Source organism: Bacillus sp. NPDC093026 (assembly GCF_044754665.1).
In the GTDB taxonomy this organism is placed as follows: Bacteria; Bacillota; Bacilli; order Bacillales; family Bacillaceae; genus Bacillus; species Bacillus maqinnsis.
This window is the reverse complement of the sequence record NZ_JBIVPN010000012.1, coordinates 1-18447: the sequence shown is the minus strand read 5'-3', so window position 1 is coordinate 18447 and position 18447 is coordinate 1. Positions and strand designations below refer to the sequence as shown.

Genomic DNA, 18447 nt, shown 5'->3' with positions numbered 1-18447 from the left:
GTTTGACTGACTACCTATGATGTATCATAGGATTTTTTATCAAATCTCGAATGAACAGGTACGTTTTGTCTTGTTTAGTTTTCAAAGAACTTGTTTACCGCTTCAGAAGCGACTAAATAATCTTATCACATCAAAATTGTTTAAGTCAACAATTTTTTTGTTATTATGTTTTTCGTTTCTTCATCATCAGCGACGTATATTAATCTACCACCATAAAGAATGAAAGTCAATAATATTTTTCATTAAATAATAAACTTTTCAATTACAACTAAAGCCGCTACACCCGGAATGCCTAATAAACCACTAATTCCACTTGTTACAGGATTAATGGTGACATGAAGTCCTAAACTCTCACCAAATAAATTGAGACAAAATAAAAAAAGTGCGCCTGCCACAAATTTAACTCCGATAAGCCCTAACCATTTGAACGGATTTGCTTGAACACCTGACATAAATAGCAGTAATACTGCCAGCAAAATTGAACCAATGACAATAACAGGTTCCATAATCCTCTCATCCCCTCTTCATATGAATAGTACAAGCATATGAGAGGACTATGTAAAATAGACCTGCTACCTCCAGTTGTTTAAACGTAAATTTCTCTTTTTCGCTTCTCTTAGATAGAAAAAGTACTTCGCTTGAGCAAGCTTTAATTCGAATAGAATGTCCGGTGAAGGCTCAACGCTATTTGCGACAAGCTTTTTTTGTCTGTTCCATTCTTCCTTTTGCTTAAAAAGCTGTTGAATTAATTTCTCATCGAATTCTTTTCGAATTGATTTTCTGCGAAGAAAACCCATGTAACGTACTTCTCCTTCCTACATCTCACGTCTGCCTTCTAGAGCCTTAGAAAGTGTGACTTCATCAGCATACTCCAAATCCCCACCCACTGGAAGACCATGAGCAATACGAGAGAGTTTAATTCCTGATGGTTTCAACAATCTAGAGATATACATTGCTGTAGCTTCTCCTTCTATGTTTGGATTGGTTGCAAGAATTACCTCTGATACTTGGTCGTCTTGAAGTCTTTTTAATAAGTCAGGAATTTTAATATCCTCTGGGCCAATTCCGTCCATAGGCGAAATTGCACCATGAAGCACATGATATAAGCCGTTATACTCCTTCATCTTTTCCATTGCGATCACATCTTTTGGATCCTGTACTACACAGATAACCGATTGATCCCTTCTTGTATCTTCACAAATATAGCAGGGATCCTGATCTGTGATATGGCCGCAAACCGAGCAATATGTTAGATTACGCTTTGCATTCACCAGTGCCTTCGCAAAATCTAAAACGACATCTTCCTGCATACTAAGAACAAAAAAAGCCAGACGGACTGCAGTTTTCGGTCCGATTCCTGGCAATTTCATAAAGCTGTCAATCAGCTTTGATATTGGTTCAGGATATTGCATCTTCAGTTATTCCCCCTAGAATAAACCCGGCATGTTCATTCCTTTTGTGAATTTACCCATTGTCTCATTAGTTAGTTCATCAACTTTTTTCAATGCATCATTTGTCGCTGCTAGTACGAGATCTTGAAGCATATCGATATCTTCCGGATCCACCACTTCTTCATTAATTGCAACATCAACCACTTCTTTTTGTCCATTTACTTTTACAGTGACCATACCGCCACCTGCCGTACCTTCTAGTACCTTTTCTGCAAGCTCTTCTTGAGCCTTAGCCATATCTTTTTGCATTTTTTGCATTTGTTTCATCATTTTTTGCATATTTCCCATTCCACCGCGCATAATGAGCACCACTCTCTTTCGTTTTTGTTAATCTTTAATCTCAATCAAATCGGGTCCTACTAATTTTTTTGCTTCCGCAATAAATGGATCCTCTTCAGCGGAAGTCGACTGACCATCTGCTTGTTCATCTGGCTGATGATCTCTTAAAAATTCTTCTCTTATTTTACCCCATTGGGAGTCAGGAACGCCAACTAATTCCACTCTTTTTCCTAGCATAGACTCTAGCAAGTGTTCAAGATTGGTTCGAACGCCACTTTTGTCTTCAGCAACCATTTTACAATGTATTTCAAATTTAAATTTTAAAACAAAGGCGTGCGGTGCTGCCGCAACTGGTTCACTATCATTTAAAAGTGCGGCATGAGACACCTTATTTTGTTGTTTTAGCTGGGCAAGAAGTTCTCCCCATTTACTTTTTATTTTTTCTAATTCGGGTCGCTTCGCTTCTTTTAAAATCTCATGAATTCGACCAACAGGTGCACGATAACCATTTTTGTGACTCGTTTGAGGTCTAGGTGCTTCCTTCTGTTCTTGGTGACTTTGAGATTGAGAAACAGATACACGCTCTGTTCTCAGCCTTGACAGTTCTTGCTCCAGCCTGTCTATTTTATCCGTTAATGTTTTTAGATCAGAGCTGTCAGCGGATTGTGACATTCCTACCGTTGACTGACAAAGCTTAACAACTGCTACCTCAAAGAAAATTCTTGGATGATTGGTCCATTTCATCTCTTGCTGACTTTTATTTAGAACTTCAATCGTTTCATAAAGGAACTGAGTTGTAACACGATTGGAGAGCGACACAAACTTTTCGTCAACCTTTACCTTCTCCAGTACTCCCTGAAGATCTGGTGCCGTTTTATAAAGCAACATGTCTCTGAAATAAAAAATCATGTCCTCTATTAATTTAGTAGCATCTTTCCCTTGTTGGAGCAATTCATTTAATGTGTCTAATGCTAATGCAATATTTTGATCAAAAATGGCTTCAGCAAGCTGACTGATAAAATGCTGAGATACGGAACCTGTAATAAGTAGCGCATCATCAATTGTCAGTTGTTCTCCACTAAATGAAATCGCTTGATCCAGTAAGCTCAATGCGTCCCGCATACCGCCATCTGCTGCACTAGCGATAATTTCAAGTGAACCTTGTTGTACATTTAGACTTTCTGCAGCTACAATTTTCTCCATTCTTCCAACAATATCTTTTGTCGTAATGCGTTTGAAATCAAATCGCTGACAGCGGGATATGATTGTAAGGGGGATTTTATGAGGCTCTGTGGTAGCCAAAATAAATATACAATGAGCAGGCGGTTCCTCTAGCGTTTTAAGAAGGGCATTAAATGCTCCGATGGAGAGCATATGTACCTCATCTATAATATATACCTTATATGTAACCGCTGAAGGAGCAAATTTCACTTTATCACGTATATCTCTAATTTCATCTACCCCGTTATTAGAGGCCGCATCTATTTCAATAACGTCTGAGATTGAACCGGTTGTAATCCCTTTACAGGCATCACACTCATTACACGGTTCACTAACAGGTGATTTTTCGCAGTTAACTGCCTTTGCAAAGATCTTAGCAGCACTCGTTTTACCTGTTCCTCTTGGACCTGAAAATAAGTAGGCATGAGAAAACTTTTTCTGCAAAAGGGCATTTTGCAACGTTTTTGTGACGTGTTCTTGTCCAACAACATCCTCAAAAACTTGAGGTCTGAACACTCGATATAAAGCTTGATAACTCACAAATACGCCCTCCTCCATTTATCATCATTCTCATTATACATGAAGGAACGATCAATTCAAAAGCACACCTTTATTTTCTAATCAGCGAAAAAGATGATTTCACACTATACTTTTTCACTTTTCTCTTTCAAAAAACGAATTTCTCAGCAATTTAAATTCCATCATCAGACCAATAAGAACGTATGTTTCTTTTTGAACTGACGAAAATGTACATCATCCAGAAAAAGTCTTTTTAGCTATTTGTCTAACCAAAGCGTTTAAATTATGCTTTGAACAGAAACAAAAAACTCACCTAGATAAACTAGATGAGTTACATTTAATATTTATTTACCGTGCACCTTCTGTCGATTCGCTACCCCAAGCGTTACTTAAACAGTTAGCTCGGCCCAGGCAACCCTGCGGCACATGAGAGGTTTCACTTAATGCTGCTTCCTTCCGGACCTGACATGGTTCATGAATTCCCATTGCGCAGGACCCAGACGTCAACACCACTTATTTAAGGCAGACCTTGAAGTAAACGAACCTCGAGAAGGGATTCGACCTCGCTAGAGCGGATTGCGAGTACAGGGCACCGCTACCTCCCCGCTTAGCACGGCAAAATGAATATTAAATTGTCAGTGACGCAGACATAAGTATACCTTCTTAGAGCTGAAATTGCAAACGGCAGCCATTCATTTACTTTTCACCTGTTTCTTTTGCTGACGGAGCTTTCGAAAAAATTGACTTAATAACTCACTACATTCTTTTTCTAGTACACCACCAATCACTTCGGACTGATGATTGAACCGATCATCATTTAGCAAATTCATTAAAGTACCTGCACATCCACCTTTGGGATCGTATGCGCCAAACACTACTTTTTTCACTCTTGATAGCACAATAGCTCCTGCACACATTGGGCATGGTTCAAGCGTGACATAAAGAACTGCTTCTTCAAGCCGCCAGCTCCCAGTATGTTTACACGCTTCATCGATGGCAAGCAATTCTGCATGTGCAATTGAACGCTGCTCATTTTCCCTTAAATTATGAGCACGGCTCACAATCTGATCGTCTACCACTAAAACTGCACCAATTGGCACTTCACCTATTTGCTCTGCTTTTAATGCTTCAATAATGGCTTCTTGCATAAACTGTTCATCTTTATTCATAACACTGCTCTCTTTTCATGTTTTTTAAAAGGATATTGAGGTTAACATATGACCACAATCTTCTCAAGGGGGTCTTATTTTGTCCAATCATCAAAAGGCACTTCTTATCATCGACATGATTAATAATTTTGATTTTAACATGGGGCATGTTCTGGCTGAAAAAACAAAGCAAATAACCACTAAAATTTTAGCCCTTAAACAGCTCGCTTTCAAGGAGAAATGGCCAATTATATATATCAACGATCACTATGGCATTTGGAAAGCTGATATTCAAGCTGTCATAAAAAAGTGTGAAAATGAAAGAAGCCGCCCAATTTTAGAGAAAATCGCTCCATCAAGCCATGATTACTTCTTAATCAAACCTAAGCATTCCGCTTTCTATGGAACAGCACTGGAGACACTATTAAATGAGCTAGGTGTTCAGGAAATTATTTTAACGGGTATTGCAGGCAACATTTGCGTACTTTTCACTGCAAACGATGCTTATATGCGGGAATTCAATCTGATCGTACCTAAAGATTGTATCGCTTCAAATAACAATAGAGACAACGACTATGCTTTAACAATGATGAAGAACGTTCTTCTTGCAAATATCACTACCGCTAAGGATATCATGAATGAAAATCAAACATGATTTATCTATAACCCTCATAAATTGATAGCAATAACAAAGGGGGCGTTGATCATCCAAATTTATGTTGTCAAAAGAGGAGATACCTTAAGTGAAATTGCATTACGTTTCAAAACAACTGTAAACGAAATCATTCGTACCAACGACATCCAAACACCTAATCAACTTGTCGTTGGACAAACAATTGTCATCCCAATTAGAGGGCAATTTTATGAGGTGAAGCAAAATGACACTCTCTATACAATTGGAAGGAGGTTTCAAATTTCCGTAGAGGAACTGGCTCGTGTGAACAGAATTCAATCTGGAGCTATACTCCCTATACGCTTTTTACTCTATATTCCTGAAAGACCAAAAAGAAATATTCATTCAAATGCCTATATTGAACCACGTGGAAATCAAGTCAGTGAGAATTTAAAGCAGGCAGCTAGAGAAGCTTCGCCATACTTAACACATTTAGGCATCTTTAGTTTCCAAGCCAAAAGAGACGGAACACTTCGAGAACCGCCATTAGATCAACTACCTCAGATTGCCGCTCGGAGCAGAACGGTTTTAACTATGGCTATCACTAATCTAGAAAATGAAAAATTCAGTGATGAACTTGGGCGTATCCTTTTAACAAATCAAGCTGTCAAAACAACATTTTTAAATGAAATCGTTCGTGTTGCTAGAAAGTATCAATTTAAAGAAATTCATTTTGATTTTGAATACTTACGCCCTGCTGATAAAAATGCCTATATTCAATTTTTAAAAGAAGCTACCTCTCGCCTTCACCGAGAGGGGTGGACAATTTCTGTAGCACTTGCTCCTAAAACAAGTAGTGAACAAAAAGGGAAATGGTACGAAGCCCATGACTATGCAGCTATCGGTCAGATCGTCGATCATGTTGTATTAATGACCTACGAATGGGGGTATAGTGGTGGACCTGCACAAGCAGTTTCTCCAATTGGACCTGTCCGCCAAGTGATTGAATATGCGCTGACTGTCGTGCCAGCCAATAAAATTGTGATGGGACAGAACTTATACGGCTATGATTGGACTCTTCCATACGTCCCAGGTGGTCCATTCGCGAAAGCAGTCAGTCCTCAACAAGCCATCGCTATTGCTAGAGATCATAATGTATCCATTCTTTACGATGAAACGGCACAAGCACCTTATTTCCGTTATACTGATGCGAATAACAAACAACATGAGGTGTGGTTCGAAGACGCAAGATCTATCCAAGCAAAATTCAATCTCATCAAAGAGCTAAACCTCAACGGCATTGCTTATTGGAAACTAGGCTTATCCTTCCCACAAAATTGGCTCTTATTATCAGATCAATTTAATATTGAAAAAAGAACAACATCGTAATCTATTCACTCTATCTCCTAAAAGGGGTATGGTACAATATACATTGGTTTGACAACTTTACAGATAGAGGAGAACGCCTATGTATCCTGCCCCTTTTATTGCAGTGGAAGGCCCAATTGGAGCCGGGAAAACAACTTTGGCTACAATGCTTTCGAAGGAATTTCAATATTCTTTAGTGAAAGAGATTGTAGAAGAAAATCCATTCTTAAATAAGTTTTATGAAGATATGGAACAATGGAGCTTTCAGCTTGAGATGTTCTTTTTATGCAACCGGTTTAAACAGTTGGAATCCATTCAAGAAGAATATGTGAAAAAGCAGCAACCGATTGTTACTGACTATCATGTCTATAAAAATATGATTTTTGCAGAAAGAACATTATCAAAAAAACACATGGAAAAATACAGAAAGATTTATCACTTGCTAACAGATGATCTGCCTAGACCTAATGCCATCATTTATATAAAAGCAAGCCTCCCCACCTTACTTGAAAGAATACAGATGAGAGGGCGCTCTTTTGAAGAAGACATCGATCCAGTTTATTTAAAGAATTTAATTAAAGATTATGATTTGGCCATCGAACATTTAAAACAGACTGACCCAAAGCTCCCTGTCATTACAATTGAGGGGGATGATACAGACTTTGTTTCCTCACAGCAGGATTACCAGCAAATTGTACAGAAGATAAAGGAGCAAGTACTATGACAAATATTGAAATACCAAAGGACGCAGTGATTACAATCGCAGGGACTGTCGGTGTCGGGAAATCGACCATGACTAAATCAATAGCGGACAAGCTAGGATTTCAGACTTCTCTCGAAAAAGTAGATGATAATCCGTATTTAGAGCCCTTTTATTCAGATTTTCAAAGATGGAGCTTTCATTTACAGGTCTATTTTCTTGCAGAGCGTTTTAAAGAACAAAAACGAATTTTTGAGTCCGGTGGAGGGTATGTTCAAGATCGATCTATTTATGAAGATACAGGCATTTTTGCTAAAATGCATGCTGACAAAGGCACCATGTCCAAAATAGATTATGAAACGTACACTAATCTATTTGAGGCAATGGTCATGACACCTTACTTCCCTCATCCTGATGTACTCATTTACTTGCATGGGGACTTAGATCATATTTTACATCGAATTGAAGAGCGCGGAAGAGAGATGGAGATTCAAACAGATCGAACGTATTGGGAGGAATTGTACAATCGATATAGTGAATGGATCGAACAATTTGACTTATGTCCGGTCATCAAAATGAATATTGAAAATTATGATTTACGTCATGATGAAAGTTCGCTTGATCCCATTCTTCATGAGATTGCTTCTGTTATTCAAAAAAGTCGTTCTCGTTCTTAAGACAATAAAAAAACCGCTGCATTTAAAGATGCAGCGGTACGACAATTTCCAATTTTATGCTTGCGTTTCAATTCAACTTAGGTAATATCAATATGGCGGAGGAAGAGGGATTCGAACCCCCGCGGGCTTTGACACCCCTGTCGGTTTTCAAGACCGATCCCTTCAGCCAGACTTGGGTATTCCTCCGTATCGACAAGGATTAATATATCATATCGAATCATCAGAAGTCAACATCTTTCCGAAAAAAGTTTCATCATTCTATTTAGCCATGTAAGAAATAGTCTAAAAAGTAGCCTAATAGGCTACCCCAATAGAAAGACCTGAGCTATTGAGGAGCGAATGAAACTTTCGTGAGCACAGGACGCTCGAGATCTGACAATGGATACGAAGGTTTGTCTACACGCTGAAATGGCGTAATAGGGCTATCCTTTATCTATTGTGAATCTTGTCTGATTTCTTCAATAAAATGGTTCATTTCTTCTTTAAAATCATTTAATGATTCGATGATCTTTGTAAAGTCTGTTACTTGTTTGGCTTGTTCGTTTGTGGAACTACTAATTTGTGAAATATTTTCAGACAACGTTCCAATGCTGTCCTGAATTTCTTTTAAAAATGTATTAATGGTTTCGGCGGCTTCCTTTGAGCCATCTGATAATTTACGCACTTCATCTGCAACGACGGCAAATCCTTTTCCATTTTCGCCTGCTCTTGCCGCTTCAATTGCAGCATTTAGCCCCAGCAAGTTTGTTTGTCTAGCAATTCCGCCAATTGTTTTGACTACTTCTTCAATGTTAGCAGACTTCTCTTCCGCTCTTCCTGCCTGCTCACTAATTTCTAAGCTTGTTGCAGCCAGCTCTTGTGAATGAGCAGCAATTTGCTCAATTCCACTTTGCAGCTCTTTCGCTACTTTATTAATATGCTCCATGTAGCCGCTTAATTTCTTTTCACGATGATGTGAAAGAGCAACTAAAAATGTGCCAATCACTTTTCTTTCATCATCAAAAATCGGGTAACCCTTTACAGCAATTTCATAGCCATATAAAGACTCTGGTAAATGACCTTCGTATTCTTGTCCTCTTAACGTCGTCGCAACGTTTTGGTCTTCAGGGTTCAATTTATCCCCTACTTTAATACCAAAATCTACAGTGGTTGACGGATAGTAACAAAGCACCTTCTCTGTATCTGTGATGCCGAAAAGGATACTGTCATCTAGAACTTTTCTTATCAAATGAGCCATTTCTACATAATAGTCAAGCCTATTCAAAGTTATTCCTTCTTTCCTAGAAGCTTTTAGTTATTTTATCGGCTTATTTTAGAAAAGCTGTAGAACTTTAGATAAAAAGAATAAGATGCCATGGCGGCATCTTATTTGATTACTTCTTTATTTCCCATATAAGGACGCAGTACTTCAGGAATCATCACAGTACCGTCCTCTTGTTGATAATTCTCTAAAATGGCTGCTACTGTTCTTCCTACCGCTAAACCTGAGCCATTTAATGTGTGTACATGTTCTGGTTTTGCCTTAGGCTCAGGGCGGAAGCGAATGTTAGCCCGTCTTGCTTGGAATGCTTCGAAGTTACTGCAAGAAGAGATTTCACGATATGTGTTCTGACTCGGAATCCATACTTCTATATCGTATTTCTTCGCAGCCGTAAAGCCTAAGTCACCTGTACACATGCTCATGACTCGATATGGCAATTTCAATAATTGAAGCACCTTTTCTGCTTGATTCGTTAGTTTCTCTAATTCTTCATAAGAATCTTCTGGTTTTACAAATTTCACAAGCTCTACCTTGTTGAATTGGTGCTGACGAATGAGTCCGCGTGTATCTCTACCGGCTGACCCAGCTTCTGATCTAAAACAAGCACTGAATGCCGCATAATTGATTGGAAGCTGTTCACCTTCAAGAATTTCGTCGCGGTGCATATTTGTGATTGGCACTTCGGCAGTTGGAATGAGGAAATAATCTTCTTCTCTAATTTTAAATGCATCCTCCTCAAACTTTGGAAGTTGGCCAGTCCCTGTCATGCTTGCTCTGTTGACCATGTAAGGCGGGATGACTTCTGTAAAACCAAATTCATCAACATGCAAATCCAACATAAAGTTATAAAGTGCTCGCTCCAAACGCGCTCCTAACCCTTTATAAAAGACGAAACGGCTTCCTGTTACTTTTCCTGCACGTTCAAAATCTAAAATATTTAACTCATCTGCTACATCCCAATGAGGTTTTGGTTCAAATGAAAACGCTGGCTGTTCGCCCCACTTTCTCACTTCAATGTTGTCATCTTCTGTTTCACCAATGGGTACAGAGTCATGAGGGATATTCGGAATAGAGAGAAGAATGCTTTGTAGACTTTCTTCCACTGTTCTTAACTCATCATCGAGCTTCTTGATCTCGTCTCCAACCTCACGCATTTCTTTAATAATGTGATCAGCGTCTTTCTTTTCTCTTTTGAGAACTGCCACTTGCTGTGATACTTCATTTCTTCTGCTCTTTAATTCTTCTGTTTTCCCAATCAGTTCTCTTCTTTTTTGATCTAGTTCACCAAACTTATCAAAATCAGTTAAATCTTCGCCTCTGTGGGCTAATTTTTCTTTAATTTGATCAAAGTCAGTGCGCAATTGTTTAATGTCCAGCATATGTTACACTCCTTTTTTTATCGAAAAATAAAAAGAGCCCTCATCCCATGAAAGGGACGAGAGCTCTCGCGTTGCCACCCTGATTGAAAGCATGAACATGCTTTCCTCTTTCTTCTATAACGGCATCACCGTAAATGCTTACTCCTCGTGTTTCAGCACTTCGCTCAAGGATGGATTCAGAACGCATCTTTCACCGATTCTCACCAACCATCGGCTCTCTGAGAAAGAGGGGCGTCTTACTGTTTCCTGTCAACGCTTTTTCGATCTTTAATTGTGATTTTAATGTACTATAAGTTTTATCTCTTTTCAACCGTTTTATACAGCTAATTTCGTTTTGTATGTCTTCACCATGTCGACGAACAACTGAGTTATCCGATGATCGTCTGTCAGCTCCGGATGAAAAGAACAGCCTAGAATATTCTTTTCCTTTGCCATGACAATCCTACCGTCATATTCAGCCAAGATCTCCACGCTTTCATCTGCACTGATAATATGCGGTGCTCGGATGAATACGCCTGTAAATGGTGTATCTAATCCTTTGATCTCTAAATCTGCTTCAAAGCTATCCACCTGTCTGCCAAATGAATTACGTGCAACTGATACATTCAACAATCCAAGGTGGGCATCTTCTTGATCTTTTATATGCTTTGCAAGCATAATGAGACCCGCACATGTTCCAAAAATCGGTTTCCCTTGAGCAGCGAACGCTTTGATCGGCTCAATAAATTGATACGTATCCATGAGTCTTCTCATTGTTGTACTTTCTCCACCAGGAATAATGAGACCGTCAACGGATTCTAGTTCTTCTACTCGTTTGATGATCTTCCCTTCTTCGCCACAGGCTTCAATCGATTGAAGATGCTCTCTCACCGCTCCTTGAAGCCCAAGTACACCAATTGTTAACATATCTTTTGCGCTACCTTAATTACCAGCCACGCTCTTGCATACGTTCTTCTGGCAGTAGATTTGAAATGTCAATTCCTTTCATGGCTGTACCCAGCTCTTTAGAAAGTTCTGCAATTAAACGGTAATCTGTGAAATGTGTCGTTGCTTCTACAATGGCTTTTGCAAACTTAGCAGGATTTTCTGATTTAAAAATACCAGATCCGACAAATACGCCATCCGCTCCAAGCTGCATCATTAACGCAGCATCAGCTGGTGTTGCAACACCTCCAGCTGCAAAGTTAACGACTGGTAGCTTGCCGTCCTTTTTAATTTGAAGCAATAATTCATAAGGTGCTCCTAGATTTTTCGCTTCTGTCATGATTTCATCTTCACTCATCGCTGCTACTTTTCGAATCTGAGCATTGACCTTTCTTATATGACGGACAGCTTCTACAATGTTGCCTGTCCCAGGTTCTCCTTTCGTACGTAGCATAGACGCACCTTCAGCAATACGTCGAGTGGCCTCGCCTAGATCACGACATCCACATACAAAAGGCACAGTATATTCGTTTTTATTTAAATGGAATTCTTCATCTGCGGGCGTTAGCACTTCACTCTCATCGATATAATCGACACCAAGTGCTTCAAGAACACGAGCCTCCACGATATGGCCAATACGTGCTTTTGCCATGACTGGAATCGTTACTGCATTTTGTACTTCTTCTACGATTCTTGGGTCTGCCATACGGGCGACACCGCCTGCAGCACGAATATCAGCTGGTACACGCTCTAACGCCATTACAGCAACCGCACCTGCTTCTTCTGCAATCTTTGCCTGTTCAGCGTTGACGACATCCATGATGACGCCACCCTTTTGCATTTCTGCCATTCCACGTTTTACTCGTTCAGTTCCCTTATTGCTCACTATTGTTGCCTCCCATTTGTGTATTCAATTCCTTCAACATGTCTATCATACAAGTGAAATAGTATAACAATAAAGAGAATAGTATAACAATTTAATCAATCCTTAAAAATGTATAAATCCCACTAAATACAGTGTTCACAGCCTAAAATGACTGGTTATTCTGTTTGATCATGATTTACATGCTATAATCTATATATAACAATATAAATCAATGTATAACAATTTGCGATGACTGGAGGGTTCTCATGCATATTGATATTCATCGGCACTCAGATACATCTCTTTCAAATCAAATTTATGTTTCTATCATTGATCACATTCAATCCGGTTTGCTTCAGCAAGGAGACAAATTGCCAACTGTACGTGATTTAGCTAAGCAATTGAATGTTAGTCTCGTCACTGTAGCAAAGGCGTATACCCGACTTAAAGACGATGGGTATTTAACGGCTGTGCAAGGTAAGGGGACGTTCGTTGATGAATTACAAGAACAAACAGACATGCCGGTTCAATCATCTACCTCTTTCGATTGGCAGCTATCCATTCCGGATTACTTACCACGATCTCAGTTTGCCCAGTATCACTATGTAGAAGAGGCAATTAACCTTTCCTCCTCTATGATTGACCCAGGACTTTTGCCAAATCGGTATTTAGAAAAGGAAATGCAACAAGTTTTGATCCATCATCCTCAAATTATGTCGAAATATGGGGAAATTCAAGGAGACTTACAGCTTCGACAGGTGATTCAGTCCTTTTTAGAGAAGCTGGACGTGCCTTCTACCCCTGAAAATATCCTTGTGACAAGTGGTTCCCAGCAAGGACTTGATTTAGTCGCTAGAACGTTTATCGGTCCTGATGATGTCGTTGTCATGGAAGCCCCCACCTATCCAGGGGCGATTGATGTTTTTATGGGAAGAGGGGCAAGAATTATTACAGTACCAGTTGATCATGAAGGAATGAATATGAAGCAACTTCAAAGTATTTGTGATAAATATAAGCCAAAGCTTATTTATACGATTCCTACCTTTCACAGTCCTACAGGAGCCAGTATGTCGATGAAACGGAGAAAACAGCTCCTGCTATTGGCACAGAGTATTGATTGTCTCATTGTAGAAGATGACCCATATCGGGAGCTTTATTTTGAAAAGAAGCCACCGGCACCGATTAAAAGCCTTGATTATGATGGGCATGTCATTTATTTAAGAGGATTAAGTAAAACGCTTGCTCCGGGTTGCAGAATTGGGATTATTACAGCGTCAGGTTCGATATTTAATCGTTTATTAGCTGCGAAGGCCAATAATGATTTGGGAAGTCCCCTTCTTACACAAAAGGCTATTTTACCATTTCTGACATCGAAGAAAATGATTGATCATACGAAGAAATTAAGAACGGCCTTAAAGGTGAGACGAGATTTAATGATTGATGTTTTGACACAATACGCACCGAAGGATGTGAAATGGCAAGTTCCACAGGGCGGGCTCAATTTGTGGTTAAGCTTTCCTTACTGGGTGGATACCCGTGCGTTATTACATGAAGCCCGTAAACAGCAAATCACTTTCCTGCCAGGCTCTGTCTGCTATCCTGGGGAGCCAAAGCAAAATTACATTCGTCTCAGCTTTTCTTATGTGAATGAAAAGGCCCTGATTGAAGGTATGCAAAAATTATGTAGCATTTTTCAGCAAAACTTGTCATCCCCTCAAAATCAAAAACAGTCCCTTTTCTTTTAACGACAAAAAACTGCTCTCACTAATAGAGAGCAGTTCAGTTTGTTGCCAAAGGGGTTTTCTTTTACCCTTTGGCATCTTTTCAGCGTGAATTGAAAACCCGAGCTACTTGTGCGGAGCGAATGGAACATTCGTGAGCACTAGCGCACAGATCTGACAAAACGCGAAGGTTTGTCTACATACTGAGCAAGTTTTTTAGAACCAACCTTTTACTGTATCTACAATGCCGCCCCATATGCCAGCGAAGAATCCGCCTACACCGCGCATTGCAAGAATGAACCAGTTTGCTTTTTCGTCGCTTGTTTTTGTCACAAGCTCAACACCTGATTGGTCTTTATTGAGATAACCATAGTCTTTCTCAGCACCAGAATAAGTAGTCGTTAGCATCCCAACCTTCGTTCCTTTTTTAATAGGAGCTTCTAGTTTCTTTTTCTCTAAATTTACTTTTGCTTTATAACTCTTTTCGTCCCCATTTTTCACAGGAACAGAAAATGCTTCTTTCGTCACGACCGCTACTTCTTTATCTTTTCCTTTATCAACTTCGATGTTTTCATGTCCCTTGACTTGCTGTCCTTTTTTGTACATTTGTTTCATCGTAAAGTTTTTAAAGGCATAGTCGAACAATTTTTTCGCAACGTCGAAACGAGCTGTATGAAGATTTCCTTTTGCATTTAAGATGACGGCAATGACGCGCATATCACCTCGTTTTGCTGTGCCCGTGAAACTAGAACCAGCTGATTCAGTAGAGCCTGTTTTTAGACCATCTACTCCTTCATATTCTTTCACAAGTCCTTTTAACATGAAGTTCCAGTTTGGCATATCCATTTCATCGTCTGTGCCTTCTCTGAACTTTGCCTTAGCAATACTTGCTGTTTCAAGAATTTCTGGATAGTCTTTGATGAGATGCTGTGCAAGCAATGCCATATCTTTAGCAGAAACTTCACTTTCTTCATCAGGACCTGTACCCTTCGGCTGTTTGCCATGTAAATCTTTATTTTCTAATCCAGTAGCATTGACGAATTTGTAATTTGTTAAACCTAGTTCTTTCGCTTTTGCATTCATTTTTTCAACAAACTTAGATTCTGATCCAGCGATCACTTCAGCTAGACCTATCGCTGCAGCATTTGCTGAATAAATAGCAGTGGCTTGATAAAGCTCTTTGACTGTGTATGAGCCATCTTTTCTTAGAGGAACATTTGATAAACTACGATCTTGGGACATTTCGTATACATAATCATCTGGCGTATACGTTTGATCCCATTTCACTTTGCCTTCAGAAATTGCCTCTAGCAATAGATACTCGGTCATCATCTTTGCCATACTCGCAATAGGGAGTCTTTGTTCTGCGTTTTTGCTATAAAGAATTTTTCCTGTAGAAGCTTCAATAAGGATGGCCGCTTTCGCATTCACATTGATAGGATCTTCAGCCGCTTTGGCTTTAGACATTGGTGCAAACGCTGTAACAATCAATGTCAGTGTAAGGATAGCGACCATAAGCTGTTTCAACATCTTGCTGTTCAATCGTCATACCTCCGTATTCATCATTTTTCGACATTTTTTTCATATATATTTAATCCACAAGGGCTTATTTCAACACAACAGTATAAATTTTATCACAATAAAGACAAAAAAAATAGACAGAGTCTTAGACCCTGTCAAATGTAATTTGATTGTCACAATTTATCAAGAAATTGTGTAGTTTGGTGATTCTTTTGTAATTTGTACATCATGTGGATGACTCTCACGAAGACCTGCACCCGTCATGCGAATAAACTGCGCTTCCTCTCTAAGTGTGCGTAAGTCTTTTGTACCACAATAACCCATACCAGAACGAACACCACCAACAAGTTGGTAAACTGTATCAACAACTGGTCCTTTGTATGGTGTACGTCCTTCAATACCTTCTGGAACGAATTTTTTATTATCTTCTTGGAAATAACGATCTTTACTTCCTTTTTCCATAGCAGCGACAGAACCCATACCGCGATAAACTTTAAAACGTCTACCTTGATATATTTCTGTTTCTCCTGGGCTTTCTGAAGTTCCAGCTAACAGGCTTCCTAGCATGACGGCATGTCCACCTGCTGCTAGTGCTTTGACAATATCACCTGAATATTTAATCCCACCATCTGCAATAATAGCCTTACCATGCTTTCTTGCTTCTGTTGCACAATCATAAATAGCTGTAATTTGTGGTACACCTACACCTGCCACTACACGTGTTGTACAGATAGATCCTGGTCCAATACCAACTTTGACAATATCTGCACCAGCTTCAATCAATGCTTTTGTTGCTTCTGCTGTTGCAACATTTCCAGCGATGATGTTCAGCGTTGGATACGTTTCACGGATTTTCGCTACAGTGTTTAGTACACCTTGAGAATGACCATGTGCTGTATCAATAACAATGACATCAACATTTGCTTCTACTAGTTTTTTCACTCGAATGATTGTATCGCCAGTGACGCCAACTGCGGCACCGACAATTAAACGACCATGTTCATCTTTAGAGGAGTTAGGGAATTCAATCACTTTTTCAATATCTTTAATTGTAATAAGACCTTTTAGAGTTCCTTCGTCATCTACAAGAGGTAACTTTTCAATTTTGTATTGCTGTAGAATTTTTTCAGCTTCTTCTAATGTTGTACCAACAGAAGCAGTGACAAGTTCCTCTTTTGTCATAACGTCACTAATTTTCATGGAATAATCCGAAATAAAACGAAGGTCACGGTTCGTAATAATACCAACAAGCTTTTGATCTTCTTCGTTGTCTACAATCGGTACACCCGAAATGCGATATTTCCCCATTAAATGCTCTGCATCAAATACTTGATGCTCTGGTGTTAAGAAGAATGGATTTGTAATAACGCCACGTTCTGAGCGTTTTACTTTATCTACTTGTTCTGCTTGCTGTTCAATTGACATGTTCTTATGAATGATACCAAGACCACCTTGACGAGCCATAGCAATCGCCATTTGTGATTCCGTTACAGTATCCATTCCTGCACTAATAATTGGAATGTTTAGTTTTAATGTGCTTGTTAACTCAACAGATAAATCGACATCACGCGGAAGCACTTCAGACTTTGCTGGAACAAGCAGAACATCATCAAATGTCAAACCTTCTTTTGAAAATTTACTTTCCCACATTAGTAAATCCCCCTCTTTTCGGCAAAATATTATATGTAGATTATCAACTAGGAAACAGCATGTCAAGGAAGCAACAAACAGTTGCAATTTTTAGAAAATATGAAGAGAGTAGAGGTAGAAAATGAAAAGTTCAGGATGGAAGGATTTAAAACGTTTTTACTCACTTGAAACCTCCCAAAAGTTTCTAAATCAACAGTACCAAAAACGAGATATACCAGATTCAAACCAACATGCTTATAAAAACTGCGAGAGATTCATTTACTTTCTAAAACATGGTCATACGTTCTATGAACAAGCCGCCATTGCACCATTAGAACTTAAACCTATTTTATTATTTTATGGGATGACCCAGTTACTGAAAGCATGTTTGCTGACAGTCGATCCTCATTACCCTTCTCAAACTTCAGTCTTAGCCCATGGCGTGACGACAAGAAAAAGAAAGAAACAGCATTATCGCTTTAGTGAAGATGAAGTAAAAATCCAAAGGAATGGACTTTGTATGCATGTGTTGAAGCACTTATTTCATTTAAACGGTCTTGAAGATGAGCGCTTCACAATGATCAATCTCCTTTCTAAAATACCTGAAATGAGTCATGTCCTTCAGTTTCAAAAGCAGCCTTCGACGTTAGTCAAAATTGAGAAAGCCAATGGAATGATGATTCAAGATCATATTCCACTTCTTTATAACATGTCACCTGAACGCTTTATAGAGTACTTTGAGTTCCATACAAATTGGAAGTTTAAAAACAGAGAGGCCAAGATACTGACTTTTGATGCATGTCTAGAAGAAAACCCTGCATTTGCCACTCATCTTCATTATGATTTAGAAACGGATCAATGGTTCATTCCATCAACAAGAGATGCCTTTTTAGGTATTCCTGAGATTATCAGCCATTACTTGCTGATGTATAACCTTAGCATGATTGCTCGTTACGAAACAGAATGGTGGTACGAGTTGCTCTCTCAATACATTAGTGATGATTATGTCATGATTGAGCGCTATATGGAGATTGCAGAAGAGAAGTTCCCTTCTTATATCATGATGCTGTTAGAAGAAAACACAAAAAAGACCAGTTCCGAATGGAACTGATCTTTAGACAAGCTTGGCGGCGTCCTACTCTCACAGGGGGAGACCCCCAACTACCATCGG

At 39.2% G+C, this 18447-nt stretch carries 17 protein-coding genes, 1 tRNA gene, 1 other RNA gene, 1 pseudogene and 1 other annotated feature; of the genes and pseudogenes, 6 read left to right on the top strand and 14 right to left on the bottom strand.

Annotated features, from left to right (window positions below; translation table 11 throughout):
• Positions 1–242: 242 nt before the first annotated feature.
• The 7 genes from ACIQCE_RS16255 to tadA form a co-directional block, all read right to left on the bottom strand.
• The gene (locus ACIQCE_RS16255; protein WP_353854084.1) at positions 243–506 is read right to left on the bottom strand and encodes a pro-sigmaK processing inhibitor BofA family protein; all 264 of its coding nucleotides are present in this window, start codon (positions 504–506) and stop codon (positions 243–245) included.
• Between the two features lie 66 nt (positions 507–572).
• Positions 573–797, bottom strand: coding sequence for a YaaL family protein (locus ACIQCE_RS16250; RefSeq protein WP_003218088.1), 225 nt, complete (start codon positions 795–797; stop codon positions 573–575).
• 18 nt (positions 798–815) lie between these two features.
• A complete protein-coding gene (recR, locus tag ACIQCE_RS16245) occupies positions 816–1412 on the bottom strand; it encodes a recombination protein RecR (RefSeq protein ID WP_400496050.1) in 597 nt (198 codons plus the stop codon).
• Between the two features lie 15 nt (positions 1413–1427).
• Positions 1428–1751 carry a YbaB/EbfC family nucleoid-associated protein gene (locus tag ACIQCE_RS16240; protein ID WP_353854085.1) on the bottom strand — a complete coding sequence of 108 codons (324 nt, stop codon included), beginning with the start codon at positions 1749–1751 and terminating at the stop codon, positions 1428–1430.
• Between the two features lie 27 nt (positions 1752–1778).
• Positions 1779–3491, bottom strand: a complete 1713-nt coding sequence (dnaX, locus tag ACIQCE_RS16235; protein WP_400496048.1) for a DNA polymerase III subunit gamma/tau — start codon at positions 3489–3491, stop codon at positions 1779–1781.
• A 330-nt stretch (positions 3492–3821) separates the two neighbouring features.
• Positions 3822–4086, bottom strand: an RNA gene (ffs, locus tag ACIQCE_RS16230) — signal recognition particle sRNA large type.
• Between the two features lie 76 nt (positions 4087–4162).
• Positions 4163–4639 (bottom strand): tRNA adenosine(34) deaminase TadA, encoded by a 477-nt coding sequence (tadA, locus tag ACIQCE_RS16225; protein ID WP_400496047.1) that lies wholly within the window; start codon positions 4637–4639, stop codon positions 4163–4165.
• A 79-nt stretch (positions 4640–4718) separates the two neighbouring features.
• Here tadA and ACIQCE_RS16220 point away from each other — a divergent pair, with 79 nt between their 5' ends.
• From ACIQCE_RS16220 to ACIQCE_RS16205, 4 genes are all read left to right on the top strand, one after another.
• On the top strand, positions 4719–5273 hold the full coding sequence (locus ACIQCE_RS16220) for a cysteine hydrolase family protein (RefSeq protein ID WP_400496045.1): 555 nt from the start codon (positions 4719–4721) through the stop codon (positions 5271–5273).
• Between the two features lie 45 nt (positions 5274–5318).
• On the top strand, positions 5319–6620 hold the full coding sequence (locus ACIQCE_RS16215) for a glycosyl hydrolase family 18 protein (protein ID WP_400496043.1): 1302 nt from the start codon (positions 5319–5321) through the stop codon (positions 6618–6620).
• Positions 6621–6699: 79 nt separating this feature from the next.
• Complete coding sequence (locus ACIQCE_RS16210; RefSeq protein WP_400496041.1) at positions 6700–7323, top strand: deoxynucleoside kinase; 624 nt, start codon at positions 6700–6702, stop codon at positions 7321–7323.
• A complete protein-coding gene (locus tag ACIQCE_RS16205; protein ID WP_400496038.1) occupies positions 7320–7976 on the top strand; it encodes a deoxynucleoside kinase in 657 nt (218 codons plus the stop codon). Before ACIQCE_RS16210 ends, ACIQCE_RS16205 begins: the two co-directional genes overlap by 4 nt.
• A 93-nt stretch (positions 7977–8069) precedes the next feature.
• Here the strand turns inward: ACIQCE_RS16205 and ACIQCE_RS16200 are convergent.
• From ACIQCE_RS16200 to pdxS, 5 genes and pseudogenes are all read right to left on the bottom strand, one after another.
• Positions 8070–8162 (bottom strand) — tRNA-Ser (locus ACIQCE_RS16200).
• Between the two features lie 247 nt (positions 8163–8409).
• Positions 8410–8745 (bottom strand): annotated as a pseudogene (locus ACIQCE_RS16195) (methyl-accepting chemotaxis protein); the annotation flags it as partial.
• A gap of 596 nt (positions 8746–9341) precedes the next feature.
• Positions 9342–10616 (bottom strand): serine--tRNA ligase, encoded by a 1275-nt coding sequence (serS, locus tag ACIQCE_RS16190; RefSeq protein WP_353854093.1) that lies wholly within the window; start codon positions 10614–10616, stop codon positions 9342–9344.
• A 49-nt stretch (positions 10617–10665) separates the two neighbouring features.
• Positions 10666–10878, bottom strand: a binding site (T-box leader).
• 53 nt (positions 10879–10931) lie between these two features.
• Positions 10932–11522: a pyridoxal 5'-phosphate synthase glutaminase subunit PdxT gene (gene pdxT / locus ACIQCE_RS16185; protein WP_400496035.1), complete on the bottom strand. Its 591-nt coding sequence runs from the start codon at positions 11520–11522 to the stop codon at positions 10932–10934.
• Positions 11523–11541: 19 nt separating this feature from the next.
• The gene (gene pdxS / locus ACIQCE_RS16180; RefSeq protein WP_353854095.1) at positions 11542–12426 is read right to left on the bottom strand and encodes a pyridoxal 5'-phosphate synthase lyase subunit PdxS; all 885 of its coding nucleotides are present in this window, start codon (positions 12424–12426) and stop codon (positions 11542–11544) included.
• A gap of 245 nt (positions 12427–12671) precedes the next feature.
• Here pdxS and pdxR point away from each other — a divergent pair, with 245 nt between their 5' ends.
• Positions 12672–14150 carry a MocR-like pyridoxine biosynthesis transcription factor PdxR gene (pdxR, locus tag ACIQCE_RS16175; protein ID WP_400496033.1) on the top strand — a complete coding sequence of 493 codons (1479 nt, stop codon included), beginning with the start codon at positions 12672–12674 and terminating at the stop codon, positions 14148–14150.
• A 192-nt stretch (positions 14151–14342) separates the two neighbouring features.
• Here pdxR and ACIQCE_RS16170 read toward each other — a convergent pair whose 3' ends face one another.
• Positions 14343–15668, bottom strand: a complete 1326-nt coding sequence (locus ACIQCE_RS16170; RefSeq protein ID WP_400496031.1) for a serine hydrolase — start codon at positions 15666–15668, stop codon at positions 14343–14345.
• 162 nt (positions 15669–15830) lie between these two features.
• Positions 15831–17297: an IMP dehydrogenase gene (gene guaB / locus ACIQCE_RS16165; protein ID WP_400496029.1), complete on the bottom strand. Its 1467-nt coding sequence runs from the start codon at positions 17295–17297 to the stop codon at positions 15831–15833.
• Positions 17298–17418: 121 nt separating this feature from the next.
• On the opposite strand from guaB, the gene ACIQCE_RS16160 reads away from it, so the two are divergent.
• Positions 17419–18387 carry a YaaC family protein gene (locus ACIQCE_RS16160; protein ID WP_400496028.1) on the top strand — a complete coding sequence of 323 codons (969 nt, stop codon included), beginning with the start codon at positions 17419–17421 and terminating at the stop codon, positions 18385–18387.
• The last annotated feature ends 60 nt before the right edge of the window (positions 18388–18447 follow it).

Bases quoted from the DNA above. Each gene is read 5' to 3' on its own strand.
- pdxT (WP_400496035.1), bottom strand. From the start codon at position 11,522: ATGTTAACAATTGGTGTACTTGGGCTTCAAGGAGCGGTGAGAGAGCAT.
- ACIQCE_RS16255 (WP_353854084.1), bottom strand. From the start codon at position 506: ATGGAACCTGTTATTGTCATTGGTTCAATTTTGCTGGCAGTATTACTG.
- ACIQCE_RS16160 (WP_400496028.1), top strand. From the start codon at position 17,419: ATGAAAAGTTCAGGATGGAAGGATTTAAAACGTTTTTACTCACTTGAA.
- pdxR (WP_400496033.1), top strand. From the start codon at position 12,672: ATGCATATTGATATTCATCGGCACTCAGATACATCTCTTTCAAATCAA.
- ACIQCE_RS16250 (WP_003218088.1), bottom strand. From the start codon at position 797: ATGGGTTTTCTTCGCAGAAAATCAATTCGAAAAGAATTCGATGAGAAA.
- serS (WP_353854093.1), bottom strand. From the start codon at position 10,616: ATGCTGGACATTAAACAATTGCGCACTGACTTTGATCAAATTAAAGAA.
- ACIQCE_RS16210 (WP_400496041.1), top strand. From the start codon at position 6,700: ATGTATCCTGCCCCTTTTATTGCAGTGGAAGGCCCAATTGGAGCCGGG.
- ACIQCE_RS16205 (WP_400496038.1), top strand. From the start codon at position 7,320: ATGACAAATATTGAAATACCAAAGGACGCAGTGATTACAATCGCAGGG.
- tadA (WP_400496047.1), bottom strand. From the start codon at position 4,639: ATGAATAAAGATGAACAGTTTATGCAAGAAGCCATTATTGAAGCATTA.
- guaB (WP_400496029.1), bottom strand. From the start codon at position 17,297: ATGTGGGAAAGTAAATTTTCAAAAGAAGGTTTGACATTTGATGATGTT.
- recR (WP_400496050.1), bottom strand. From the start codon at position 1,412: ATGCAATATCCTGAACCAATATCAAAGCTGATTGACAGCTTTATGAAA.
- ACIQCE_RS16240 (WP_353854085.1), bottom strand. From the start codon at position 1,751: ATGCGCGGTGGAATGGGAAATATGCAAAAAATGATGAAACAAATGCAA.